Consider the following 24,682-nt stretch of genomic DNA (forward strand, 5'->3'; position numbering starts at 1 on the left):
CTCCTAAAGGTCTCCAAATGATTGTGTGTAAGCCTCTTCTGCATCTGCTTCTGTACTGTAGACGGCAACTTCATGGGTTAAAGGATAATAAGTCTCATATAGAAATAATGCAAGCCCATCCGGATTTTCAGGATCGTGTACTACAGCAGCTTCCTGTACATTGGCTACACTTTGTGTATGAGGGTTTCTGTAAATTACATACACAACATCTCCAGCCTGATAGGGTGTATAAAGATTATTCAATTCCATTTTCTCACCTTTTTTCATGATGTCATTGTTATCATTTTTTGTTAAAAGGAGAAGAAATATGATGGTAAAAGATGTTTAATTATTTTCAAGGCAGAAGAAATCGGCTCCCCATGCAAACGTTGCAGGAGGAGCCTGTCTTCTATATCCTATAGAATCCCTTGGTATTTCTGAATAAATGATTATATACCGTAAGTTCTGACAACCCTTTTATTTGGGCGATTTTCTCCACTGATCGGTGCATCAAACCGGGGTGGGTCATTCTCTCAAGGAAGACTCCTCCAAACCGCCATGGACCGTCCGTTTCCACCATCAGTCCATCCAAAGGATACATCTTTACAAGTTCTTGAATTTCCTCTTCATACAGGACATCTGGTGTAACGGAAATCATATACCCATTATTAATCATTCGTTCTGTGGTTGCCATATCCCCTTTGTACCAGTGAAAGTGTGCTTTTTCTATTGAATGTTTTTCCAATAGATCACAGATGATCGGGGCATGCTCATAAATCCCATGAAGAATAATGGGTTTATCCAGCTGTTTCGATTGAATGATAAAGCGTTCCAGTAATTCTACATATGGCTCAAGAGGGAGTGAAGGTTCTTCTTTCATTTTGTAATAAGGTAACCCTACTTCCCCGATTGCCACAATCTCTTGATGATGTGCCCCGATGAAATCCAAGAGTTGTTGGACATCTATCTCTCCAGGAAGATCTTGTTCTGGATGATAGCCAGCTGCAGGTTTCACCCGTGGGTCCTCCCTCGCGACCTCTATATTGAACTGAGATGATTCGATATGGAATGATACAGATATTACAGCTTTCACAGAATAAAGCTCAAGCTCCCTCAGGATTTTTTCTCGTTCTGCCTGCTTATATAAATCCAGGTGAATGTGGGAATCAATGAGTGAGGTTTTAGACATATTGGGATAACTCCTCAAAGATATCCGTTTTCCACTTAAGGAATTCCTCCGTCAACAAAATCCCTTTGTCACGGGGACGTGGAAACGGTACCTTGAATTCCTTCTGTACCCTGGCAGGCCTTGTCGATAGTACAATGATGCGGTCAGACAAGAAAAGGGCCTCGTCGATATTATGAGTGACAAAAAGAACAGAACTTAAATCCTCTTCCCAAATGGAAAGGAGCCATTTCTGCATATCCAGTCGTGTAAATTCATCCAGGGCTGAAAAGGGTTCATCCAAACATAAAAAGGATTGAGGGCTCACAAGGGCCCGAATAAATGCCACCCGCTGCTTCATCCCTCCAGAAAGATCATCAGGATAGGCGTTCTCATATCCCTTCAATCCTGCCCGGTGAATCATTCTGATCGCCATGTCCCTGTCTCTCTTACCGCGCAGCTCCTGACCAAGCATCACATTCTCCATAACAGTGCGCCACGGCAGAAGGGACGGACTTTGGGGCATATAGCTGATGGATCCCCTCCGGCCACTAATGGACTGACCATCCAGCCGGATATCCCCTTTGTCAGGGGTGAATAATCCACCTATCACATGAAACAATGTACTCTTCCCACTCCCTGAAGGACCAAGAATTGAAACAAACTCACCTTCTCCGACCGAAATGGACAGATCATCAAGAATCAGCTCTCCATCAAAGGATTTGGACATCTTTTCAATTGTTAAGGTCGTCATATTATTTGTCCCCCTTTCGATTCCACTTCACCATGAATTTCTCCAGTAGAAGGATGATACCGAAAAACACCAGACTGAGGAGCATAATCATGAAGATCGCCACAAAAACCCGGTCGGTCCTGAATGAAGACGATGCGAGTGTCATATAAACACCAATACCATTTTGGGCACCCAACCATTCAGAGATGACCGCCCCCATCACGCTGTAAGTAGCTGATATTTTTAACCCCGAGAAGATGGACGGCAGTGCATGTGGCCACTCCACTTTCCTGAAGATCTGCCCTTTTGATGCTCCCGACATTTTCATATAGAGGATGTATTCTGCATTCGTCTGTCTGAAACCATCCAGGGCAGAAACCGCTACCGGAAAGAAGCAGATCAACGTAATGACGATGATTTTCGGTAACAGTCCAAACCCGAACCAAATGACAAGAAGCGGTGCCAGTACAATAATGGGTATGTTCTGAGACAGAATCATCAGTGGATAGATTGCTTCCTTGACCTTTGGAAGGAGATGAAGTCCGACAGCTGTCCCAATTCCAATCGTACAGCCAATTACAAACCCTGCAATCGTAAGAATCGTCGTCGAAGCAAGATGTCCCTTGAATACAGGCCACGAAACAACACCTTCTGCCCAGATGTCTGAAGGAGAAGGCATCAGCCACGCGGGCACGTGGAATACTCTGATGGATACCTCCCAGATGATGAATAAAAGGATGAGGACCAAGAAGGGTCTCCATCCTTTTGAAATCCAAGTTTTCATCCTCTATACTTCTCCGTTAGTTGGTTCATTTCAATACCCCCAGGCTGATACAATACTTTGATTTGTGAAATAACGTTCTTGCTTCCTATTTCAACCATCCGTTCATTCATTTGTTCAATCACCTTAAATAACTCTGATAGATTTCCTTCCATCGTCGTTTCTAAGGGATGAACTTCATATTTGACACCCGATTGTTCAATGATGGCAATTGCCTCATCAACATATGGAATGACATCTTCCCCGTTCTTTGTCTTCGGAATGATTTGTATACTAACAAGTGCGTTCCCCATTTTATTCACCTCTTATTTCGGTAAGAATTCGTTCGTGAATGCTTTCTTGCTCTCCAGTTTCTTATCTAATAACTCATTATCATACATCCATGATGCATAGTTCTCCCACACTTCAAGCTTCTGCTCTCCCCATCTTTGAGCATCATCCTTGTACTTTGGTGCTAACCATTCCTGACTCTTCATGACAAGTTCTTTATCAAGATCGGGTGCTGCTTCCAGAAGAATGTTACCAGCTTCTTTCGGGTTATCGATGGCATATTGATACCCTTTGGATGTGGCTGCCAAGAACGCTTTGACCGTAACAGGATCTGATTTGATCATGCTTTCATTCGTGGTGAGGACGGGTGTGTAATAATCCAATTTATCCGAATAGTCCTTCACATACATCATGTTCAGATCTTCACCGCGAAGCTCAGCCTCGATTCCCGTCCAACCATAGTAAATCCAGGCGAAATCAACATCCCGCTTTACGGCAGTAAAGAAATCGGTATCTCCCATGTTGATGAAATTCACTTTCTCCACATGGGCATTCTCTTGTTTCATGATGGAATCCATAACGGCTTTTTCAACAGGTGATCCCCATCCTCCATAGCTTTTCCCTTCGAAATCCTTTGGTTTTTCTATACCCTTACTCTTCGGTGAAGCAAACCCGGATGTATTATGCTGAATAACAGCAGCGATGGATACGAGTGGAACATCCTGGACTCTCGCTTGTGTGACACTTTCCTGGTATCCTACTCCGAATTCGGCCTTCCCTGAAGCAACGAGCTGATCGGCACCCGCTTCTCCTGGTAGGATGATATCAACATCAAGTCCCTGATCTTTGAAGTAGCCTTGTTCTTTCGCTACGTATAAGCCTGTATGATTGGTATTCGGGGTCCAATCGAGTACAACCGAAACCTTTTTGAGATTCTCTTTCTTCTCATCGGCTGTGTCTTCCCCCGCACCGCAGGCCGTTAATAAAAATACTGAGCAGATAATGAACATCCATTTTTTCATCGTGTTTCCCCCTTATAACATCAGAGTACCAACGTTTATTCCATTATTCTTCGCTTTAGAGAGTAAATGAATGTAAAACAAAAAAAGCGCCCTGGCTGAAAGCCTTGGACGCATCATTAAACTTGGTTATGTATCGTTTAAGAGAATGTTTCCTACGCTGGTATCAGCCAGTTCAGGTTCAAAGGGTCAGCATCTACAGGATGCAATCTCAACCGGCCATTCCGGTCCCCCTACACATGGAATATGAAATTAAACGTTATCTTCTTTCCTACTGTGCCATAGAACGGATCGTTATTCAAGTATTTACTTTTCAATTCGATAGAATCCTTAAATTTGAAACCCGTCAATGAGCTTATTGCTATGGAAAATACAGGAAAGTCCTTTTTCAGCATATCCCTTTTGATCATATAAAAAGGCATATTGCAAGAGGAAGAGAATGATCACTATAGGCAGTATCCTTTGCTCCAAGCTGGTCAAATGTCTTTCAACCTCATATCCACCTACGAACGATTGTTTAAATCTGAAATAATTCTCCCTATCCACCTTTTCCATATCTTTAAGAGAACTTGCCAGAAAGTAAGCGATGTCTGTAACGCACGGGGCGGTTCTGATCCGGGCAAAATCAATGATCCCACTGACATCTTTCCCCCTCATCAATATGTTCCCTCGATGGTAATCACTATGAACAAGCTGAACCGGCAACCTGTCATAGTACGACTCCCACCCTTCCATTCTTGATAGTAAATCCTTCCCTCGCTTCCCGATCTGAGTTGATGCAAACTCTTTTACCCATTCCTTCACGTGACGTGCAATATCCCAAGCTTGTATTTCATAATGGCTGCGATATTCTTTCAGGAGAAGGTGAAGGGTCGAGAGGTTTGCCCCCGCACTTCCAAATGAGGTGATAGAACAATGGGTCAATGGCGTTCCTTCAAGTTCTTCATAGAGTGAATAGATTTGATCTCCCTTTTTCACAAATGGCCGCTCTGAAGAAGTTAATACCGGGGATTCGACATGGAAGCGGTTATTCAGTAGATATGAGGTCAAATGGTACTCTTCCATGCAACTCTCAATAGATGCATCCGCTCTCCTCTTTAAATAAAAGGTTCTCATTTCATCCTTCACTTTCATGACATTTGGATAAAGTCGAAGTGTCTTCATGTCAGTTGGATCGACATTCCACTGGCGTAATATTTCCAAAAGGGGTCCAATCATTTCTTTTTCCTTTCAAATCGTAGTAATATACTTACTAGTATGACTTTGAAAGAATGTCTACATACCAAATGAAGAGAGGTTACAACTATGCAAAGAATCCAAATGACTGAAGATTTATCGTTCTCCAGGATCGTTCATGGTTTGTGGAGGCTTGCGGATTGGAAGCAATCGAAGGAAGATACACTTTCTCTTATCCAACATAATATTGAAAACGGCATCACAACCTTTGACCATGCTGACATCTATGGCTCATACACATGTGAAGCTTTATTCGGTGAAGCCCTTTCCCTTGAACCTTCCTTGCGGAAAAAGATGGAAATTGTGACGAAATGCGGTATCGTTCTGCCTTCGGACCATCGACCTGAACATAAAACACACCATTACAACACGAGTAAGAAGCACATTCTCACCTCAGTCGAGAACTCCCTACAAAATTTAAAAACGGACTATATCGATTTATTATTAATTCACCGACCAGATCCATTCATGAATGGTGAGGAAGTGGCCGAAGCGTTCACTCAGTTAAGGGAAGAGGGAAAAGTACGCCATTTCGGTGTTTCAAACTTCAAAGATCATCAATGGAATATGCTTCAATCGTATTTACCTTTTCCATTGATTACAAACCAAATTGAGCTGTCGGCTTATCATTTAGAAAACTTTGAAGATGGTACTTTAAATCTTTGTCAGGAAAAGCGCGTGGCACCCATGGCATGGTCACCACTCGCAGGAGGGGCAATCTTTAAAGGTGAAGATGAGAAAGCTCTCCGACTACAACACACATTAAAGAAAATCCAAAAGGAAACGGGTGCAAAAGGAATTGACGAAGTTCTATACGCATGGCTTCTCAATCATCCGGCTAACATCATGCCAATCGTTGGTTCAGGGAAAAAACAGCGGATTCAAAACGCGATTGATTCCCTATCCATTACATTGAATCATGATCAGTGGTTTGAGATCCTTCAAACATCTATGGGGCATGATGTGCCATAATACCTTCACACATAAAGAAAGACGATCCTTTTTCTAAAGGGTCGTCTTTTTTAACGTAGTAGATCTCCACCAACATAATACTCAAGATAAACATCCTGTAATTCATTCATCGACAGTTCATAAAGCTGCTTGTCGAAGGATTTATAGACGCCAATCCTCAATAATTGCTGTATATAAAAGTCCTTTTTAAATTCGGGTGTTTTTTTGGATTGTAATTTCGTTTCTTGATGTAGCATGTTCATCCCTCCAGTTGAGGATATACCCCAATTGGTGAGGGAGTTAAACATCCTGGTGATGATTTCCTGAAATCACCATAACTCCGTTAATGTTGTAGTCGATTTCCTTTAATAAAGCTATTCTAAGGGTTAATCCAGCCGAAACACTTCATGGTGAGGACCGCGATTGATCATGTACAGGTGTGATGATGTCCTTCCAATATGTGTTTCCCTTCCACTTGAAGAGTGGCGTGATGGATGCCATATTCTTCTTCGAGGAACTCGGAAAGGTGCCGGATGACTTCATCTCTGTCCATACCATCCTCCACGACCACATGGCAACTTAGAGCCGTAAACTCCGAAGTGATGCACCACACATGAAGATCATGCACTTCTATCACTCCATGTACGGCCGACATGCCTTTTTTCACTTGATCTGTATCCACGTTCCTCGGGGAGCCTTCCATTAGGATGTGAATGGACTCCTTCGTCACTCTCCAGCCGGAGATGATGATGAGAATTGCCACGATGACAGAAGCAATCGGATCGGCCAGGTTCCAACCGAAGAAATAGATCAGAAGACCGGCAATGATGGCTCCGACTGAGCCCAGCATATCCCCAAGAACATGAAGGAAAGCACTCCGGACATTCAAGTTATGTTCTGTATCTCCCCTCATAAGGATCCAGGCTACCAGGATATTCACCACTAATCCAATTACAGCGATGATCATCATGTTAGCTGAAACATGAGGAGTATCGATGAAGCGGCGGTAAGCTTCCCAGAAGATATAAAGGGATACGAGAATCAGGGTGATCCCATTCAGAAAGGCAGCTACGATTTCAAAACGCCTGTAGCCGTATGTCTTCCCTTTGTTGGACGCCTTCTCTCCTATATAAAAAGCAGCGAGGCTCAAGCCAAGTGCCGCAGCATCGCTGAGCATATGTCCTGCATCGGAAAGAAGTGCCAGACTATTAGTCACTATTCCCCCGATCACTTCGACGATCATAAAGGTAAATATGAATAGAAAACTGATTAATAATGCTTTTTTATTTTGGGTGTGGCCATGACTGTGATCGTGACCCATGGTATATCCCTCACTTTCTATCTTTTATTTTGAGTAATCTGAGACCATTCAATGTTACAAGCAGTGTCGCTCCCATATCAGCAAAGATGGCAATCCATAATGTAAGCATTCCAGGGATGACAAGCAATAAAGCAAGAAGCTTAATTCCGATAGCGAAGGAAATATTTTGTTTAATGACAGTAAGCGTTCTCCTGCTTAAACGAATGATGTAGGGCAACTTTTTCAAGTCATCATTCATTAATGCAATGTCTGCAGTTTCTAATGCTGTATCTGTTCCTGCCCCGCCCATGGCAATGCCGACGTTTGAAGCGGCAAGTGCTGGAGCATCATTGATTCCATCTCCAATCATGGCGACTTTACCATAGGTGTTCATATATCCCTTAACGAAACTCAGTTTTTCTTCAGGAAGAAGACCGGCTTTTATCTCCTTGACCCCTACCCGATTTCCAATCGAACTTGCCGTTCTTTCATGATCCCCTGTCAGCATCACGGTATGCTCAATCCCCATCTCGTGAAGAAGACGAATCACTTCCTTACTCGTTTCCCTCACTTCATCCGCAACGGCTATAAGTGCTAAAGGGGTATCAGCTGTTCCGAACAGCATGACGGTTTTTCCTTCCTTTTGAAGGTTTTCAATTTCAGTAGGTGTCCCGTCAAAGAGACTCTCGGAACCAAGAAAATATCTTTCACCCTCAATGAGACCACTGATTCCTTTACCCGTATGGGATTGAAACTCAAACACTTCATAACTTCTATAGTCTATGTTCCGTTCTTCCGCTTTTTTAATGAACGCGTGGGCGAGGGGATGTTGTGAATGAAATTCAAGAGCGGACATCCATTTCCATAATTGATCTTCTTCAACATTCCCTAAGGGAATCATATCCGTAACCTCAGGCTCACCTTTTGTAAGAGTGCCTGTTTTATCAAAGGCAATCGCCTTCAAACGGCCTAATTCTTCCAGATATACTCCACCTTTGATAAGTATGCCATTTTTCGCGGCATTTCCAATCGCTGTGACAATGGCCACGGGAGTAGAAATCACCAATGCACACGGGCAGCCGACAACCAGCACGGAAAGCCCCTGATACACCCAAGTGGACCATTCTCCATCCAATAGTAGTGGTGGTATAACTGCTACCAGGAACGCAACGACCATAATGATCGGTGTATAATATTTTGCAAACATATCGATAAATGCCTGGGAAGGGGCTTTTTCTCCCTGAGCTTCCTCGACAAGATGAACGATCTTGGCAAGGGTCGTATCTTCTATCCGTTTTGTAACCAGCACTTTAAGATAGCCTTCTTCATTTAACGTACCGGCAAATACGGCATCGCCATGAACTTTCTCCACCGGAACAGACTCGCCTGTAATGGCTGCCTGATTGACGTATGAAGAACCTTCGATAATATCCCCATCCATGGCTATCTTCTGACCGGGTTTCACAAGCATGATATCACCGATTTCTATATCCTCTGCATCGATCATCATCTCTGTACCTTTTCGAATAATGAGTGCCTGCGGAGGAGCTATATCCATAAGTGAACGAATCGATTCCCTTGCCTTATCCATTGAATAAGCTTCCAGTACTTCACTGATGGCAAAAAGGATGACAACGATCGCTCCCTCACCCCACTCACCTATAAAAGCGGCACCAATTATCGCGATGGTCATCAGCGTTCTCATATCGAACTCAAGCTTCATCAGGTTCTTAATACCCGTTCCAAACAAGCGATACCCACCCGTTACGATTGCTGCGGCAAAGGAAAAAGTAGAAAAGAATTCATTATTTTCCACGCCGGTCAATGGGAATAAATAGGCAACCAGAATAAAAAAGACTGAAAGGAAAAGATGCTTATATTTCCTATAAAAAGGTTCCTTCTCTTCTTGAACCTTCCTCAGTCCGTCTTCTGTTAAGCGAAGCCCTTCGAAGGCCCCTGCTTTTTCTACAGATTCCTTTGTGGTATCTCCATAGACAGTAATCTTGGCAGCACCGAAGTTCACCTTAGCATCTACCACTCCTTCGAGATGCTGGACATTCTTTTCGAACTTGGCTGCACAACCTGCACATGTAAATCCTTCTACCCTGTATGTTTGTTTATGGGCTGGTTTACTAGTCACGTTCCTCCACCTCCAACTGATGGGTCACTGCGATCTCGATCAACTGTTTTACGTGATGATCATCCAGGGAATAATAGACAAGCTTTCCTTTTTTTCTGAATTTAGCCAGCCCCTGCTTTTTCAGTAAACGCAAATGGTGGGACGCGGTTGCTGTGGAAGACCCTACAATATTAGCCACATCACATACACAAAGTTCGTCTTCTATCGTAAGTGCATACGCTATTTTCATTCTCGTTTGATCGGAAAGTGCTTTGAAAATATCTGCGACTTTAGACGTATTTTGTGTTATAATAATCGATTTTAAGCGATTGACCTTTTCATCCTCTACACAAGTTACCTCGCATACATCAGTTTCTTTCATATTGACACCTCTCCTCATTCAAATACCCGTTTGAATATAGTATAAAAGAATGCATAAAAATGTTCAAATATTCTTTTGAGTGTTTTCTATTTCTCTCTAAATTATTCAAAATAAGCGTTGACTGGTTGGGTTTTTTCTCCAAAGAATTAAAAAAAAGCCCCGAAATCAGTAAAGGGTTCCGTTTTCGAGTACAAAAACTTGATTGCACGTAAATCAGCAGTCCAATTCGCAACTGAATTCGACTGCTGATTTTTGTTGATATATCCAGATTTTTAATCAGTGTACAGGAGTATGTACCCGAATTCGCATTCCTTTTAGCAAGGTGACAGAAGTTATTGTCAGCATGCTGATGTGAGTGCGAATGGCTATGCGAGGTATCTTAAAAATGGCATACAGATTTCCGGAAATTTTTGTTATATTGGCAGCGAGACTTATTTAACTAACAGGACATTTTTTTAAATCATTATGTTTTTAGATTTTGGAGGAAATGATGTTTGTTAAAGTAAACCTGCAATGAAGCATACTGCTTAGTTAATCCCATTTTGGGGCAGATTAATAAGCGGAGAAATTCCGTCTAAGGCAGCTGGAGGAGGGTTAAAACGCTTAAATAAGCGGAGAAGTTCCGCTTAACGGCTCAATATGGAACAATATTCAACGGATATTTTTCAATAAGCGGAAAAACTCCGGCTAATATTCGTGAAATAGCTGCAATTTCTGATTTAAGCGGAATTATTCCGCTAATTTTTAAACGCCAGGGAAACGGCTCTCCTTATTCAACATAAGGGTGCTGATCTTTAATAAAGAATGATAAAAAAAGGCTCAAAGCATAATGGCTGAGAGCTTTTTTAGAAAACATATTAATTTTGTTGAAGCTTTTTACGACTGCGCTTCATGGAGAGGTCGAGGGTAATCCAGAATACCACTGATATAATGGCGAAGATGGCGATGGCAAAGTAGATCTCTTCTGTTTTCCATTCTAATCGCGGAATAAAGAGGCCCAATACACCTGATACTATGTAGTAGCCGCCAATCAGCTGAAGGTAAAACCGCCCGGTATGCGACTGTACATTTTCAAGATAGCCTTTTCCTGCTTTTCCGAAGAAAATGGCTATTCCTCTTATAATGATATATACCGAAAAGGCAATGATAAGGGCTACTACAAACTGTTGATTGAAGACGTCTGCCATAATCGTTCTCCTTTCCAATTATCAAACGATAACAAATCCAAAATAATTGTATTGTTCGTTCTTTTTCTCTATGATGAAATCATGAAACGGATGTCCTGATCATTCATTATATTTTAGAATAACCGAATGACCGCCACATTGCAATTGCTATAGTAGCTGATCAAACTAAGCATCAAAAGGCTGATCAGGGTCAAAACCCTTCACCCTTTAAATTTACCCTTTATTCAGGAGGTGACTGAAGCAGAAGAAAGGAATTCCTCTTTCTTTATGACTTCTATCCATTGGACATTTTATTTAATTTATTCCTTGTTGCATTACTCATCGGGCTGACTGCATTCTTCGTGGCTTCTGAATTTGCCATCGTCAAGGTGAGAAGTTCGAGAATTGATCAGTTGGTCGCGGAAGGAAATCAAACAGCCGTTGCGGCGAAAAAGGTCATTTCCCACCTGGACGAGTATCTGTCTGCCTGTCAGCTGGGGATTACCATTACCTCCCTTGGACTTGGGTGGTTAGGGGAACCGACCATTGAAACCCTGCTTCACCCGGTATTTGAAAAAATTGATTTAAATCCATCCATCGCCAGCATCATTTCATTCGCATTGGCTTTTTCTGTCATTACCTTCTTGCATGTGGTTATAGGTGAATTGGCTCCGAAGACATTTGCCATTCAGAAGGCAGAAAAAGTCACCTTGTTATTTGCCAAACCGTTGATCTGGTTTTACAGGATAGCTTATCCATTTATTTGGACCTTGAACAGTTCGGCACGCGTGTTTACCGGGATGTTCGGATTAAAACCGGCTTCAGAGCATGAAATCGCCCATTCCGAAGAAGAACTCAGAATCATTCTTTCCGACAGCTACAAAAGCGGTGAAATTAATTCATCCGAATTCAAGTATGTGAATAAGATATTTGAATTTGACGAGCGGATTGCGAAGGAAATCATGGTCCCCCGTACAAACATTGTGACTCTTTCCGCAGAATCATCCATTGACGAAGTATTATCAGTCATTAAAGAGGAACGGTATACGAGGTACCCTGTCGTGGACGGAGATAAAGATAATATCCTCGGGATCGTGAATGTGAAAGAACTGTTGACGACACTCGTGAATCACAAAAGTGAACATGAAAATATCACTTCTTTCATCAAACCTGTCATCCGTGTGATTGAAACGATTCCCATTCAGGCACTGCTCGTCAAGTTGCAAAAGGAGCGTGCCCCCATGGCTGTTCTCCTTGATGAATATGGCGGGACGGCCGGCCTCGTTACAGTTGAAGACATCATTGAGGAAATTGTCGGCGAAATCAGGGATGAATTTGATATCGACGAGATACCTGAAGTCCAAAAAGTGAAAGATGACCACTATATTTTTGATGCCGTCATGCTTATCGAGGATGTGAATGACCTTCTTGGGATCTCAATTGAAGAAGAAGAAGTCGATACCATCGGGGGCTGGTTCCTAACCCAGAAGTATGAAGTCAAGCCGGAAGATAAGATTGAGGAACAGGGCTATTGCTTTAAGGTCAAGGAAATCGATGGACATCATATTCAATATCTGGAAGTAGCAAAAATGAATAGCACCAAAAATAAAACGAACGGGTCGGATTAACGCCCGTTCGTTTTTTACATAGAAATTGGACAACTCCATCACTCTTTAATAAAAGCACGCGCATAGTCAATGCGGCTGCCTTTTCATTTCCCCCCCTTTCCATCCACTGGTCCATATGGTTAATACAATTTCACATAGAATAAATCCTTTCGTTATTGGAAAAATAACTGCAAACATGTATAAGAGGTGAATTATGACTAGCATCATCATTGGATTAATCCTGCTTATGGTTTTAGCGTATCTCGGCTGGTCGATCATCTGGATCGCTCCTTTAGTTGCAGGTATAGTGGCGCTAATGAGTGGTCTCGATCTGCTCCCGGCCTATACAGAAACCTATATGACCGGATTTGTAAACTTTGCTAAAGAATGGTTCCCTGTCTTCCTCTTCGGGGCCATTTTCGGAAAATTGATGGAGGATGTAGGAGCCGCTCAGTCCGTCGCTTATACAATCACCAATATCATCGGAAAAGACAGGGCCATCCTCGGTGTTCTCATTGCAGCTGCTGTATTGACTTACGGCGGTGTAAGCTTATTCGTAGTGGTATTTGCCATCTATCCATTAGCGATTGCCATGTTCAGAGAAGCAGACATCACTCGCAAACTGCTTCCTCCCACCTTTGTGTTAGGGGCATTTACCTTTACGATGACAGCCATTCCGGGAACACCCCAGATCCAGAACCTGATTCCCATCGATTATTTCAAAACATCCCCAACCGCAGCCCCCATTATTGGGACCGTAGCTGGATTAATCATGGCGGTCGGGGGGTACTTTTACTTAAGATGGCGTCAAAAGCAATTTACAAGTAAGGAGGATCGGTTCACTGAGCCGAAAGGCGGTAATGACGTGAAGGAGATCAAAGAATCTGAACTACCTAACTTCTATCTATCGTTTCTCCCCCTTGTCATTGTCGTCGTGACATTGAATGTATTTAAGTGGAACATTTTGACTTCCCTGCTGGTCGGAATACTTTCGATCCTGATCATTAATTTGAAGCACTTCAAAAAATTCATCCCTGCCATTAATGGAGGTGCAAAAGGATCCGTTATGGCCGTAATCAACACTAGTGCCGCAGTAGGATTCGGAGCAGTCGTTACGGCCGCTCCCGGTTTCAAGACATTAACGAAACTGATACTCGGGATCAAAGGCAATCCGGTCATATCAGAAGCCATTGCAGTACAGACGTTGGCCGCCATTACTGGTTCGGCATCTGGAGGAATGGGTATTGCCCTGGAAGCATTGGGTGATAAATATTATGAGTTATCCCAAACAAGTGGTATAAGTGCCGAGGCATTCCATAGAATTGCTTCCGTCTCTTCCGGAGCATCCATCCTTCCTCATAATGGTGCTCTCCTGACACTATTTGCGGTAACTGGGCTTACTCACAAGGATTCATATTTAGATGTTGCCGTTGTCGGACTCCTGATTCCGACAATTGCTGAAGTCGTCTCAATCATTCTAGCCAACATGGGAATTTATTAATTAGAGGAGGAAAATGAAATGGTCAATGACAAAGTAGTCTTTATTACAGGAGCTGCAAGAGGGATCGGATATGAAATCGGGGAACATTTCGCACAAAATGGCGCAAAGGTTGTCCTTTCAGATATCAACCAGGAAGGACTCGATGAAGCGGTAGATGAACTAAAGAGCCGGGGGTTCGACTGCCTTGGAGTGAAATGTGACGTAACCAGTGAAGAAGAAGTAAAGGCAGGAATCGATAAAACGGTTGAACATTACGGAAGAATCGATGTTCTAATCAACAATGCGGGACTTCAACATGTTGCTCCCATTGAAGATTTCCCTATTGAAAAATTTGAGCTATTAATCAAAATTATGCTGATCGCTCCTTTCATCGCAACAAAATTTGCTTTTCCACATATGAAAAAACAAAAATTCGGGCGCATCATCAATATGGCTTCCATTAACGGGTTAATCGGTTTTGCAGGAAAAGCTGCTTACAACAGTGCCAAACATGGAGTCATCGGGTTGACGAAAGTCTCCGCTCTCGAAGGTGCAGAACATGGGATCACGGTGAACGCCATGTGTCCGGGATACGTGGATACTCCCCTTGTCCGTAACCAGTTGAAGGATATTTCAACTACCCGCGGAGTAGAACTTGAAAAAGTATTGGAGGACGTCATTTACCCACTCGTACCTCAAAAAAGATTACTCTCAGTAGAAGAAATTGCGGATTATACCATCTTCCTTTCCAGTGACAAAGCGAAGGGTGTAACCGGTCAAGCCGTGGTCCTTGATGGAGGGTATACGGCTCAATAAAACATCATAAAGAATCGGATCAGGATCCTGATCCGATTCTTTATTTACTTCAAATTATCAGGAAAGACGCCCAGGTCCACTCCCCACACAACTGGCATGAAAACATAAATCAAGAGAGTGATAAACACAATACTGATAAGATTCAACCATACTCCCGCTTTGACCATGTCCCCCATCTTTATATAACCCGATCCGAATACCACTGCATTCGGCGGTGTGGCAACCGGCAGCATGAATGCACAGGAAGCAGCGAGACCTGCGGCCACCATCAGACTATACGGATGAACATCCAAGGCACCAGCCAGGGCTGCCATAATGGGAAACATCATCGTGGCTGTCGCCGTATTGGACGTGATTTCAGTCAAGAAAATAACAAATGCCGTTACAGCAACAAGGATGATGATAAACGATATTCCGTCAAGTACCGTCAATTGCTTCCCAATCCATTCAGCGAGGCCCGTCTCCTTAAAGCCTTTGGCAATGGCAAGGCCTCCGCCAAATAAAAGCAGGATACCCCAGGGGAGCTTCTTGGCATCTTCCCAATTCATCAGCCTTGACTGCTTTCTTCCAGGAAGCAGGAAAAGGATGAGTGCCCCTGTAATGGCAATGATCGTATCATCCAGGGATGGAATCCATTCATTCAGTAGAAACGAGCGTGTGATCCAGCATAATGCTGTGGCAACAAAGACTGTCAAAACAAGCTTTTCTTCGAAAGAAATCCTTCCAAGAGAGTGATTTTCCTTCTCCACGATCTCCCTGCCTCCAGGAAGCTCCTTTATTTTCAGCGGGAAGGCTACTTTGATGAGATACCACCAAGTAATCATGAGAAGGATGGCCGCTAGAGGGACCCCGAAGAGCATCCACTTCGCAAATGAAAAATCAATTCCATACAGCTGTTTGATCACTGCAGCAAATATCGTATTGGGAGGCGTCCCGATTAGGGTTCCCAATCCTCCGATCGATGCACTATAGGCAATCCCGAGCATGATGACTTTACTGAAATGTCCCGTCCTTTTCGCTCCTTCCTTCTGTAAACTTTCATTCACTTGGTAAACTACGGCAGTTCCGATCGGCAGCATCATCATGGCCGTTGCCGTGTTGGAGATCCACATGGAAAGGAATCCTGTCGCGAGCATAAACCCAAGGACAATCCGTTCTGTACTTGTGCCGATCAATAAGATGATGTTCATGGCGATTCGCTTATGTAAATTCCACTTTTCCATGGCGATAGCAATAATGAATCCACCCATAAACAAAAAGATCGTTCCATCTCCATATGCAGACGTCACCTCTTGGGACTCGAGAGCACCGGTAACCGGGAACAAAATGATTGGCAGAAGAGATGTAGCCGGTATCGGTATTGCCTCCGTAATCCACCATACCGCTATCCAAACTGTTCCAGCAAGGACAGCCACGGCTTCACCCGAAAGCCCTTCCGGAGAAAAAAACATCAGGATGAGTAAGAATAATAGCGGTCCTAAAACAAACCCGATCTTTTGTCTCGGATTCGCAGCGGGCTCAGGTTTTCGTTCCGTTTGCATAGTGCCCTGTACTGGAATGGATGTATGACCCGAGCTGAAGAATTGGAGAGTATCCTTTACATCACGGTTCCATCCCCAAAGCGTTCCCCATACACTTTTCATCATTTGCATATACCATTCCCCCTTGCATGTCATACAAGACCATACCCATTGACGAAAGTGTCATAAACAATAGCGAACCATAATCTGTAAGAATTTTCGAGAAAAGATCACAAATGAAAAAAGCACCATTTCATCATGGAACATTTCATTGTAAAATAATGTTAGATGAATACGGCGGTTTTTATAAAAGGAGAAACGATGAAAATCTACTGGCAAATAAACTATTTTGTAATCGGTTTACTCATTTTCAGCTATGGGATCAGCATGTCCATTAAAGTGAAATACTTAGGTATCCATCCATGGGACGTATTAAATATCGCCATGTTCCAAAAGTTCGGGTTAACCATCGGAACGTGGAATATTATCGTAGGGGCCATGCTCGTTTCAGCCACGTTTATATTAAAAGGAAAATATATTCAAATTGGTACAATCCTAAATGGAATACTTGTCGGGATGCTGGTGGACTTTTTTCTCTTTTACGATCTTCTTCCTCCACAAACAGGTCTCGTTACGGATATCGCTATTTTACTATCAGCCATTTTATTAATGGGGATTGGGGGAGGTCTATATTCTGCTGTTCATCTTGGAACCGGCCCACGGGACGGATTTATGCTCACCATTTCAGATTTAACCGGTCTTTCCATCAGCAGGGTCCGGATCATCTGCGAGTGTTCCGTATTACTGATCGGCCTCTTCCTTTCTGGACCGGTCTTCATTTTTACCTTTATCTATACATTCATTCAAAGCCCTATCTTTCAAAAATCTTTTTTATTTTTCACAGACAGACTTCATACTCGATTTCCTAACCGAAGTAATATTACTATGTAACCTGGAAAAGCGGAGGCGGCTGGCTCTGTGGCGACAAGCATAAGCCAAGTCACCCGGAATGGAGCGTTTTGCTGGTTGGGGGACTTACTTTATAACCAGCCCCAAGCCGCCGGAGACGGATTAAAAAAGGACAGCCTGCCCTGGTGCAGGTTGTCCTCTCCTTTTTTGAATTATGACATCTCACATGCCACCAGTCCGTATCGCTGTTCAGGGTCCAGTTGTTTTATAAATTGAAATAATTGCTGTACTTGTTCATCTTCCATTTCTTTTTTATAATATCCTTCCAACATTGAGAGCATTTCTCCCGGATACATCAGGCAGGTATGACTTCCCCAGTCTGTCTGCCGCCCCTCTAACCGTTTATAATAGATATCATCCAATAGAGAGAAAAAGAGTTCATACCCCTTGGGAAAGAAAGGACTGATCCGTTTCGGGTAATTATGATTCCAGTCTCCCCCTTCATAATGAAACGACCGGTCCGTTAAATCTCCGATAAAGACTTCCACATCCGCCATCCTATCTCCTCCTCATATTTCCTTATTATTATGTATAAACCCGTCCACCTTTTTTAGAACCTTTTAAAAAAAAGAAAGAGCCCCATCAGATTTCCACCTAATGAGGCTCTTTCACTGTTATAGATATTTGCGTTGTACACTTCTGCCATCATACGTAAATAACATATCGCGGTTCTCCACATATGTTTCAATATGGACCGGTCTTCCCCAGAGCTGATGCAGGTATGGTAATACCTTCTCTAAGTATTTTATATCAAGTTCAACATCTTCGAACCAGTGCTTGAGATAGAGCTCACCACTCTTCATATAATCCCCGTCATTCACGGTAATGTAAGGAAAGCCGCCATTCACCCTCATGCCGACGAGCTGATCCCGCACATGAGTCCATTCCTTATCGACAATTTTATAATCCTTCCCCTGTTTTTGGAACAAATACATATCTTCCCTCATCACCAGATCCTTTGTTAGGTAATTTCGCAAGAAGGAAATATCCGATTCGATTTCACGCACCTCGAACATTTTTTCACGACCGGAATTCGGTTTCACCCCACGTTTTTTCATCTCATCTGTAGGGTTATCAAAACGATCTTCAATATCTTCAAAAATTTTGAGCCCCAGATAATATGGATTAATCTGAGTACGGGAAGGCTGTACAACACCGGCATTCAGCTTAGCAAATTCGATTGACTCCCCGCTCGTCAAATCCATTTCCCGTATGATCCTCTGATGCCAATACGAAGCCCATCCCTCGTTCATGATCTTCGTTTCAAGCTGAGGCCAGAAGTACAACATCTCTTCCCGCATCATGGTCAAAATATCCCGCTGCCAATCCGACAGTTCTCTGCTGTATTGTTCAATGAAGAGAAGGATATCTTTCTCCGGCTGCGGCGGAAACTTCTTCTTCACCTTTTTCTTTTCCCTGCTCTTAGGCTTTTCGTCCAGAGACCATAGATCATCATAAGGGGATGCATGGCTCACTTCTTCCTCTTCCCACTCTACATCATCCATTGTCCATGAAAGCTTCGGACGCATCAGGGATGGATCAATATGCTCATCCACGGCAAGAACCGCATCAAGGAAATTCTCGACTTCCTGTTTTCCATGTTCGATCTCATATCTGCGTACCCGTTCAGCAGTCGCCGCCATGCTTTCCACCATATCACGTTTCGTATTCTGGAAACGGACATTATTCTTAAAGAAATCACAATGAGCCAGCACGTGAGCCACAATCAACTTATTTTGAATAAGTGAATTTGAATCCAGCAAAAACGCATAACAAGGATCTGAATTGATCACAAGCTCATAAATCTTACTCAATCCCAAATCATATTGAAGCTTCATCTTATGGAACTGTTTCCCAAAACTCCAATGAGAAAACCGGGTCGGCATTCCATAAGCACCGAATGTATAAATAATTTCAGCAGGACAAATCTCATATCGCATAGGATAAAAATCAAGACCAAACCCGACTGCAATCTCCGTAATCTCACCTATCGCATTCTGTAACTGCTTCTGTTCCTCTAAATTCATTTTCATCCCCCTCTGTATACTCTTATCTAAATGTATGAAGAGAAAGGGGATTTGATGAGAAAGAAAAGCGGAGCCGGGTTGGGCAGGCCCGACAAGCATAAGACGAATCCGCATAAAAGGCGCCCTTTGCCTTTTGTGCGGATTTGACTTATGACCTCGAGGGACTACCCGGCGGAGCTGGACAACAAGAAAAGCGGAGCCGGGTTGGGCAGGTCCGACAAGCATAAAGGAATACATACTAAAAGGACTGTTCCCCCTCCAAGGAACAGCCCTTCCATTATTACGCCTTCAAATCCTTTAGCAAATACCACACAGGAATAAGGGTACCTAGTAACAATAGTGCAGACAAAGTAAAGATCGTGGAAATACTCAACACTTCCAAGAGCAGCCCGACCCCAACCGACGATAAACCGAACAGCAGTGTGGTCAATGCTCCTTGTGCCGCATAAATCTTTCCCAGTTCTTCAGGAGGCGCACTCTCCTGCAAAAATGTCTGTAACACCACATTTTTAATCTGATCAAACAATCCGAACACAAAAGACAGGACAAGTGCCAAGAGGGCCACCTTGTTCCAGGCAAAGATAAAGGTGACCCCTGAAGTGACGATCATACAGAATGGGAGCCACATATGCCGATGCTCCGAGAAGATGCCATGCAGCTTAAATATTGCATAGGAGGCAAGAACCACCCCGATAAAAAAGCTGGAGTTTATGAACCCCCACCACTCATCTCCGCGCTGAAGCAAGAGATCCACATATAAATAAAGAACAGCCGCAATCCAGACGGTCCCTGAAATCGACTCCAATCCGTAAATCCAAAAAACGGGAACCAGACCTTTGCGTCTTTTCACTGCTGACCAGCCTTCCCCAAGCTGTTGCCACCAAACCCTGCGAACTTCCATCGTGGTAGTTGGAATGACTGGCAGCTTCAGCATAAAAAAGGTACTTGCCAAAAACAAGACAATCACCACAATAAAAAGATTCGTTTCACCAAGGAGCGCTAATAGGATTCCTCCCAATGCCCAGCTTGAAAATTGAATCGTCTGATCGACGGTAGAAAGAAACCCATTCGCCCCCATTAACTCTTCCCGCTTCACAAGAAACGGCACGTAGGAATTTCGGGCAGGGAGTGCCCACCCATCCAAAAAAGAAATGATACTGGCACATGCCAGATAGAACCACACATTTCCCATCTGGAGAACCATCAACAATAGAAAGACACACAGGAAAAAGGTCTTTCCCATTTGAGAGTACGAAATCAAACTCCTCATCTGAGTCCGATTCAACAGTAACGGTGCTGCCATACTGCTGATAAACCGAGAAAACGTAATGACTAAAGGAACTGCCGTCATATACACAGCGGATCCTGTCAGAGTGTACACAAAGGAGATCAGCCCTATGATATAGAACACATCCCCCATATTGGCCAGCGCCTGGCCGAACCATAAATTTCTAAATGCATTGGAATGCATATCTCTTCCTCCCTCTATTCAGTTCGTATAGGTAAGAAAAGAATGGCATCACATTGGAAAAAGATCCCCTTTCGGAATAAATACGAATTATGTATGTATATATTTTAGCAAATTGGTGTTTATCTTGCAGGAATAATTTATCGTAACGTCACATCGGTTGGGGGATGCAAATTTCATGACACAAATCCTTATACCCCATTGTGTATTACCATTTGTACTAGTGCCATTATTAGCTGAACTCCTGCCACTTTTGGAAAAACTTGTGACACATTGCGAACATCTATCAGGATTATTCTGGAAAAACCCTTTTTTAACCAGTTTCCCTCAAACAAAAAAGCCCTCTTTTTAAAAGAAGACTTTATCTGCTATACTATTCCTTCACTGAAATATTCAGTACCTTCTCGTTGTCCAGATGATGCACAACGATGACAACGACTTTTTTCTCAGCATCGTTTTCCTGAACAGTAAATTCAAATGCATCTGATACTTTGTTCTCTGACATTTTTTTTCGGCCCTGATACTGATAATCCTTTACAGGCTGGCCTGGATAGTCCTCTTTGATCACCGCTGTCGCAATCCGTCCAAACTTCTTATAGTCGCCCTGTTCGGCATTGACCTGACTTGAAAACAGTAGTAAAAATACAGTTGAAAATATCACGATTGTTTTCTTCATTTTCATCACCTCTGTTAACGTTACATTACATAGGATGAATTAAATGCACATTTTTATTCACCCAATACAAGGAAAACCAGCATTTGCAACAGTACCAACTTTTACAGAGAAATGAATGCGGTTTTCTGGTGCACAATAAGAGTACCCCTTCAGAAGGAGGGAAACCAAGTGAACAAAGTCGATTACGACCGGGCCTTGTATTACACTCACCGATCAGAATGGGATAATCTCTTGATCCTCATGGTGAGAACGAAGGATGACCTTCTTTCGAAAAGAATTGAACATTTCTTACACGCGTATCACTTTTCAAACGATTACACGGTTGTAGAGCGTAATCTCTATACGCTTTTACGATATATTGAACATGCAAATTTCACCTATAGTGTCGAGCAACCACTCCAGGAAACCTTTGCAGAGATGTAACACAAAAGAGAATTCCACCTATGGCTGATCCAATTAGCATGCGCTATTGGATCGGCTTTTATGTGATTTTAAGGTACAATACAAAAAAAACCGGCCCAATGCCAGTTTTTTCAGTTAAGAAGATATTTCGCTTTTGACAAGTGCTGCAGCCTTCGCATAGAGCCTCAATTCTTTCATCAAATCATCCACCATTTCAGCAGGTTCTACCAGGAGTCCGTCCCCCTCATAGTCGAAACAGTGTGGATCAAGGATCAGCTGCTTCGGAATCACATTTGCATATACGCCGCGGCCGACGATGCGAAGATTGTTCAAGCAGTTGATTCCACCTTTTCCTCCACCTGCACAAGCGAGGAGGGCAACTGGCTTGTGAGCGAATTGTTCACTGCTCAAGAAATCCATGGCGTTTTTAAGTGCCCCGCTCATACCGCTGTGATATTCGGGAGAAGCTAAAATGACGGCATCCGCCTTTTTCACCTTTTGTTTGAGTGATTGAACCGCATCAAGTTCCCATTGTTCCTGTTCTCCCGTATACAATGGAAGTGTTCCATCACTTAAATCAATAAGTTCACAGTCGTATTTACGCGCAATGAACCTTGCAGCAATTCCCGTACGACCATGTTTCCTGGGGCTTCCGTTAATAATGACGATACTCATGATATAAAAATCCTTTCTTCTTTTAATTGATTGTCAACTTATGTTTTACGGCATAGAGAGCAGCTTGTGTCCGATCTGAAACCTCCAGCTTGGAAAAGATGTTCGAAATATGGGTTTTTACAGTTTTCTCCGTTATATAGAGGCTTGTAGCGATCTCTTTATTACTCTTCCCCTTGGTAAGCTCAATCAAAACATCCTTTTCCCGTTTGGTCAGCTCATGGATTTTATGGGGAGGTTCCTGTTTCGATATCCTCGTCAGTAGATGATTGGTTGCTTTCGGATGAAGAGAATTTTCTCCTGATAACAGCTTTCTGATGCTGAGTACTAATTCATCGGGTTCAATGTCCTTTAGCTGGTACCCTGCCGCACCCGCTTCTATAGCAGGAATGACGTGATTCTGATCAGAGAAGCTTGTCAGCATGAGTATTTGTATATGGGGATGATTCTTTTTAATTTCCCTGGTCGCCTGGATTCCGTCCATGACGGGCATCATCAGATCCATTAGTATAATGTCTGGTTTTACGTCTGATGCCATTCGAACGGCTTCCGCTCCATCCTTCGCTTCTCCGACAATATCCAGGTCCTTTTGGGTTTTCAAAAAGAACACTAATCCCCTGCGTACGACGTGATGATCGTCTGCTATCAATACTCTAATCATTGTCCGGCACCTCCTAATACGGTATTTGAACTGATATGATGGTCCCTCTTCCAAGCTGACTTTCGATGGATAATGTACCACCGATGCTTTTCACGCGTTCTCTCATGCTTTGGATGCCTACAGAGGGCAGGGATTGCTTCCTGTCATATTGAAATCCGTTTCCTTTATCTTCTATCGTTAGCAGAATGGATTGTGCACCGCTTTTCATGGTGTAGAGGATATTTTTCTCTCCTGAATGCTTTTTACAATTATTCAATGCTTCCTGACTGACACGCCACAAGACTTCTTCTATTTTAGAGCTTAAGGAAATGACTCCTTCCACTTTCGTCTCCAAGGTAAGCCCAAGCATTTCTGCGTATCCTTTGGCCGCTTCCACCACTCCATTTTCCAGGCCATGAGGTCTCAATTGCCAAATGAGGGCCCTCATTTCCGTTAATGCCTCCTGTGCAAGACCTTGAATCGTTTTGAATGTATCCTTTACATCCTCTTCTTCCGTCATTTCAGCCCCTCCCCTGGCAGTTAAAGTGAGGGAAAACAACAATTGATTGACCGAATCATGAAGGTCTCTTGCCAACCGGTTCCTCTCACCGATCAACGCGACTTCCTGTTCCTTCTTCGTCAACAAGATGCGTTTAATCGCTGAACCGATTTGGAAGGCAACCGATTCAAGAAGAGCCAGTTCATCCGTAGAAAAGTGAGTTTTATTCGGTGCTGCTACATTCAATAATCCGAAAGACTCATTCCCCGACTGCAGGGGGACCGTTGCGTGGTATATAATATCATCGGTATCACCCCTGTTCTCTTCAATAGCCTGCTCGATCCGCTGACATTCGATAATATTGGAGGCTTTGGTGAGCTTTCCTTTGCGGAAACGGTTCACACACCAGCACCCCCCTTTATTCATCAGTTCGCATTTTCGATCTGAGAGGGATGCTGGGAGATTTTCATATGAAACAAGCTCATGGCTTCTTTCATTATTAATAAAGAAGATCCACCCGGTTGTGAAGCTTGAACCTCTGATCAGCTTCTTCAATGCACCTGAAAGCATGGAAGAAAGCTCTGTTTCGTTGTTCAACAATTCAGCTATTTCTTTCAAGAGTTCAATATTTGAAAGAGATTCCTGTTTCATTTCCATCTTCCTCTCCGATCCTTCAGTTATTATTATATCGTTTTCACACAAAATCGGTATTACCAGAAAGAATGAATGTTTCTACGACCTTTGACTGAAAACATACGTTCCGTTTCCATCCTGAAAAAAACAAGAGATGCGTCAAAGCATCTCT

At 43.1% G+C, this 24,682-nt stretch carries 26 protein-coding genes and 1 riboswitch; of the genes, 6 read left to right on the forward strand and 20 right to left on the reverse strand.

Features of this window, described 5'->3' with window-relative positions; genetic code table 11:
* Nucleotides 1-3: 3 nt before the first annotated feature.
* The 7 genes from JI667_RS10670 to JI667_RS10700 form a co-directional block, all read right to left on the reverse strand.
* Nucleotides 4-249, reverse strand: coding sequence for a transcriptional regulator SplA domain-containing protein (locus JI667_RS10670; RefSeq protein ID WP_206852880.1), 246 nt, complete (start codon nucleotides 247-249; stop codon nucleotides 4-6).
* A 139-nt stretch (nucleotides 250-388) separates the two neighbouring features.
* Nucleotides 389-1,168 carry a TatD family hydrolase gene (locus JI667_RS10675; protein ID WP_206852882.1) on the reverse strand — a complete coding sequence of 260 codons (780 nt, stop codon included), beginning with the start codon at nucleotides 1,166-1,168 and terminating at the stop codon, nucleotides 389-391.
* Nucleotides 1,161-1,898: an ABC transporter ATP-binding protein gene (locus JI667_RS10680; RefSeq protein ID WP_206852883.1), complete on the reverse strand. Its 738-nt coding sequence runs from the start codon at nucleotides 1,896-1,898 to the stop codon at nucleotides 1,161-1,163. The genes JI667_RS10675 and JI667_RS10680 overlap by 8 nt, the downstream gene beginning before the upstream one ends.
* A 1-nt stretch (nucleotide 1,899) precedes the next feature.
* Nucleotides 1,900-2,661, reverse strand: coding sequence for an ABC transporter permease (locus tag JI667_RS10685; protein ID WP_206852885.1), 762 nt, complete (start codon nucleotides 2,659-2,661; stop codon nucleotides 1,900-1,902).
* Nucleotides 2,658-2,951: a thiamine-binding protein gene (locus JI667_RS10690; protein WP_206852887.1), complete on the reverse strand. Its 294-nt coding sequence runs from the start codon at nucleotides 2,949-2,951 to the stop codon at nucleotides 2,658-2,660. Before JI667_RS10690 ends, JI667_RS10685 begins: the two co-directional genes overlap by 4 nt.
* Before the next feature lie 12 nt (nucleotides 2,952-2,963).
* On the reverse strand, nucleotides 2,964-3,950 hold the full coding sequence (locus tag JI667_RS10695) for an ABC transporter substrate-binding protein (RefSeq protein WP_206852889.1): 987 nt from the start codon (nucleotides 3,948-3,950) through the stop codon (nucleotides 2,964-2,966).
* A gap of 132 nt (nucleotides 3,951-4,082) precedes the next feature.
* Nucleotides 4,083-4,192, reverse strand: a riboswitch (TPP riboswitch).
* An 85-nt stretch (nucleotides 4,193-4,277) separates the two neighbouring features.
* The gene (locus tag JI667_RS10700; protein WP_206852900.1) at nucleotides 4,278-5,165 is read right to left on the reverse strand and encodes a phosphotransferase enzyme family protein; all 888 of its coding nucleotides are present in this window, start codon (nucleotides 5,163-5,165) and stop codon (nucleotides 4,278-4,280) included.
* An 87-nt stretch (nucleotides 5,166-5,252) separates the two neighbouring features.
* Here JI667_RS10700 and JI667_RS10705 point away from each other — a divergent pair, with 87 nt between their 5' ends.
* A complete protein-coding gene (locus JI667_RS10705) occupies nucleotides 5,253-6,155 on the forward strand; it encodes an aldo/keto reductase (protein ID WP_206852903.1) in 903 nt (300 codons plus the stop codon).
* A gap of 50 nt (nucleotides 6,156-6,205) precedes the next feature.
* Here JI667_RS10705 and JI667_RS10710 read toward each other — a convergent pair whose 3' ends face one another.
* From JI667_RS10710 to JI667_RS10730, 5 genes are all read right to left on the reverse strand, one after another.
* On the reverse strand, nucleotides 6,206-6,391 hold the full coding sequence (locus JI667_RS10710) for a Fur-regulated basic protein FbpA (protein WP_206852904.1): 186 nt from the start codon (nucleotides 6,389-6,391) through the stop codon (nucleotides 6,206-6,208).
* A 170-nt stretch (nucleotides 6,392-6,561) separates the two neighbouring features.
* The gene (locus tag JI667_RS10715; RefSeq protein WP_206852905.1) at nucleotides 6,562-7,455 is read right to left on the reverse strand and encodes a cation diffusion facilitator family transporter; all 894 of its coding nucleotides are present in this window, start codon (nucleotides 7,453-7,455) and stop codon (nucleotides 6,562-6,564) included.
* A 10-nt stretch (nucleotides 7,456-7,465) separates the two neighbouring features.
* Nucleotides 7,466-9,574, reverse strand: coding sequence for a heavy metal translocating P-type ATPase (locus JI667_RS10720; RefSeq protein WP_206852906.1), 2,109 nt, complete (start codon nucleotides 9,572-9,574; stop codon nucleotides 7,466-7,468).
* Nucleotides 9,567-9,935 (reverse strand): ArsR/SmtB family transcription factor, encoded by a 369-nt coding sequence (locus tag JI667_RS10725; protein ID WP_206852908.1) that lies wholly within the window; start codon nucleotides 9,933-9,935, stop codon nucleotides 9,567-9,569. Before JI667_RS10725 ends, JI667_RS10720 begins: the two co-directional genes overlap by 8 nt.
* 857 nt (nucleotides 9,936-10,792) lie before the next feature.
* Nucleotides 10,793-11,122 carry a hypothetical protein gene (locus tag JI667_RS10730; protein WP_206852910.1) on the reverse strand — a complete coding sequence of 110 codons (330 nt, stop codon included), beginning with the start codon at nucleotides 11,120-11,122 and terminating at the stop codon, nucleotides 10,793-10,795.
* Between the two features lie 281 nt (nucleotides 11,123-11,403).
* Here JI667_RS10730 and JI667_RS10735 point away from each other — a divergent pair, with 281 nt between their 5' ends.
* The 3 genes from JI667_RS10735 to JI667_RS10745 all read left to right on the forward strand — a co-directional run bounded on the left by JI667_RS10735 (nucleotide 11,404) and on the right by JI667_RS10745 (nucleotide 15,004).
* Nucleotides 11,404-12,729, forward strand: coding sequence for a hemolysin family protein (locus JI667_RS10735; RefSeq protein WP_206852912.1), 1,326 nt, complete (start codon nucleotides 11,404-11,406; stop codon nucleotides 12,727-12,729).
* 193 nt (nucleotides 12,730-12,922) lie between these two features.
* Nucleotides 12,923-14,209 (forward strand): GntP family permease, encoded by a 1,287-nt coding sequence (locus JI667_RS10740; RefSeq protein ID WP_206852914.1) that lies wholly within the window; start codon nucleotides 12,923-12,925, stop codon nucleotides 14,207-14,209.
* Between the two features lie 18 nt (nucleotides 14,210-14,227).
* Nucleotides 14,228-15,004, forward strand: coding sequence for a 3-hydroxybutyrate dehydrogenase (locus tag JI667_RS10745; protein ID WP_206852915.1), 777 nt, complete (start codon nucleotides 14,228-14,230; stop codon nucleotides 15,002-15,004).
* A 44-nt stretch (nucleotides 15,005-15,048) separates the two neighbouring features.
* Here the strand turns inward: JI667_RS10745 and JI667_RS10750 are convergent, their stop codons facing one another.
* Nucleotides 15,049-16,650 (reverse strand): SLC13 family permease, encoded by a 1,602-nt coding sequence (locus tag JI667_RS10750; RefSeq protein ID WP_206853106.1) that lies wholly within the window; start codon nucleotides 16,648-16,650, stop codon nucleotides 15,049-15,051.
* 195 nt (nucleotides 16,651-16,845) lie between these two features.
* Between JI667_RS10750 and JI667_RS10755 the strand changes: the two genes are divergently transcribed.
* Nucleotides 16,846-17,475, forward strand: coding sequence for a YczE/YyaS/YitT family protein (locus JI667_RS10755; RefSeq protein WP_206852916.1), 630 nt, complete (start codon nucleotides 16,846-16,848; stop codon nucleotides 17,473-17,475).
* Between the two features lie 170 nt (nucleotides 17,476-17,645).
* On the opposite strand, the gene JI667_RS10760 is transcribed toward JI667_RS10755, so the two are convergent.
* From JI667_RS10760 to JI667_RS10775, 4 genes are all read right to left on the reverse strand, one after another.
* Entirely contained in the window at nucleotides 17,646-17,990 is a 345-nt protein-coding gene (locus JI667_RS10760; RefSeq protein WP_206852918.1) for a hypothetical protein, read from the reverse strand.
* A 117-nt stretch (nucleotides 17,991-18,107) separates the two neighbouring features.
* Nucleotides 18,108-19,520 (reverse strand): SpoVR family protein, encoded by a 1,413-nt coding sequence (locus JI667_RS10765; protein ID WP_206852919.1) that lies wholly within the window; start codon nucleotides 19,518-19,520, stop codon nucleotides 18,108-18,110.
* 280 nt (nucleotides 19,521-19,800) lie between these two features.
* Nucleotides 19,801-20,991 (reverse strand): MFS transporter, encoded by a 1,191-nt coding sequence (locus tag JI667_RS10770; RefSeq protein WP_206852921.1) that lies wholly within the window; start codon nucleotides 20,989-20,991, stop codon nucleotides 19,801-19,803.
* A 370-nt stretch (nucleotides 20,992-21,361) separates the two neighbouring features.
* Nucleotides 21,362-21,664 (reverse strand): DUF3889 domain-containing protein, encoded by a 303-nt coding sequence (locus JI667_RS10775; RefSeq protein ID WP_206852923.1) that lies wholly within the window; start codon nucleotides 21,662-21,664, stop codon nucleotides 21,362-21,364.
* Between the two features lie 168 nt (nucleotides 21,665-21,832).
* Here JI667_RS10775 and JI667_RS10780 point away from each other — a divergent pair, with 168 nt between their 5' ends.
* Nucleotides 21,833-22,087: a YhdB family protein gene (locus tag JI667_RS10780; RefSeq protein WP_034763164.1), complete on the forward strand. Its 255-nt coding sequence runs from the start codon at nucleotides 21,833-21,835 to the stop codon at nucleotides 22,085-22,087.
* A gap of 114 nt (nucleotides 22,088-22,201) precedes the next feature.
* On the opposite strand, the gene JI667_RS10785 is transcribed toward JI667_RS10780, so the two are convergent.
* From JI667_RS10785 to JI667_RS10795, 3 genes are read right to left on the reverse strand one after another with little or no spacing between them, the layout of a single operon-like run.
* Nucleotides 22,202-22,741 carry an NADPH-dependent FMN reductase gene (locus JI667_RS10785; protein WP_206852925.1) on the reverse strand — a complete coding sequence of 180 codons (540 nt, stop codon included), beginning with the start codon at nucleotides 22,739-22,741 and terminating at the stop codon, nucleotides 22,202-22,204.
* A gap of 22 nt (nucleotides 22,742-22,763) precedes the next feature.
* Nucleotides 22,764-23,399 carry a response regulator gene (locus JI667_RS10790; RefSeq protein WP_206852926.1) on the reverse strand — a complete coding sequence of 212 codons (636 nt, stop codon included), beginning with the start codon at nucleotides 23,397-23,399 and terminating at the stop codon, nucleotides 22,764-22,766.
* A gap of 13 nt (nucleotides 23,400-23,412) precedes the next feature.
* Nucleotides 23,413-24,528: a GAF domain-containing sensor histidine kinase gene (locus JI667_RS10795; protein WP_206852927.1), complete on the reverse strand. Its 1,116-nt coding sequence runs from the start codon at nucleotides 24,526-24,528 to the stop codon at nucleotides 23,413-23,415.
* Between the last annotated feature and the right edge of the window lie 154 nt (nucleotides 24,529-24,682).

The sequence above is a fragment of the Bacillus sp. NTK074B genome (assembly GCF_017303375.1).
Classification (GTDB): domain Bacteria; phylum Bacillota; class Bacilli; order Bacillales; family Bacillaceae_B; genus Rossellomorea.